This is a genomic window from Crenobacter sp. CS_VA4 (assembly GCF_055597485.1).
This window is the reverse complement of the sequence record NZ_JBVMAE010000108.1, coordinates 1-299: the sequence shown is the minus strand read 5'-3', so window position 1 is coordinate 299 and position 299 is coordinate 1. Positions and strand designations below refer to the sequence as shown.

Here is a 299-nt window from a genome sequence, read left to right as displayed (position 1 = left end):
CGGTTGTTAACCGCCTTGAACTTGCTGCCGTCGATGGCAACCACGGCTTCAGCGAACAACCCCTGTTCCCGGCACAGCACCACGAACTGCCGGCAGACGCCGCGAATCCCTTTGCTGTTGTCCTTGCGAAAGTTGGCGATGGTCTTGAAGTCGGGCGTCAGGCGTCCGGACAGCCACATCAATTCCACGTTGCGTTGCGCCTCCCGCTCCAGACGCCGGCTAGACTGGATACGGTTGAGATAGCCGTAGATGTAGAGCTTCAGGAGCACCGATGGGTGATAGGCGGGCCGGCCAGTGGC

At 60.9% G+C, this 299-nt stretch carries 1 protein-coding gene; it reads right to left on the bottom strand.

The annotated features are described in order from the left end of the window. Positions 1–299: transposase (locus ACZ2IA_RS22905; RefSeq protein ID WP_470294892.1), on the bottom strand; the 299-nt coding region annotated here is incomplete at both ends.